Origin of the sequence: Neisseria sp. P0008.S010 (assembly GCF_051962715.1) — a bacterium.
GTDB classification, from domain to species: Bacteria; Pseudomonadota; Gammaproteobacteria; order Burkholderiales; family Neisseriaceae; genus Neisseria; species Neisseria elongata.
In genome coordinates this window covers 1-230 of the sequence record NZ_JBQCVA010000462.1, presented here as the reverse complement: position 1 = coordinate 230, position 230 = coordinate 1, and the positions used below count along the sequence as shown (strand labels likewise).

At 50.4% G+C, this 230-nt stretch carries 1 rRNA gene; it reads right to left on the bottom strand.

The features are described 5' to 3' along the window. A 16S ribosomal RNA gene (locus ACTHSL_RS14345) occupies positions 1–230 on the bottom strand; the annotation flags it as partial.

Below are 230 nucleotides of genomic sequence, written 5' to 3'. Positions count from 1 at the left end.
GACTACAAGGGTATCTAATCCCATTCGCTACCCGTGCTTTCGTCCCTGAGCGTCAGGAATGTGCCAGTATGCTGCCTTCGCATTCGGTGTTCCCCATGATATCAACGGATTTCACCCCTACACCATGAGTTCCACATACCTCTCACATCCTCTAGTTCTACCGTTTCCTATGCGTTTTCCCAGTTGAGCCGGGAGCTTTCACATAAGACTAATAAAACCGCCTGCGGACC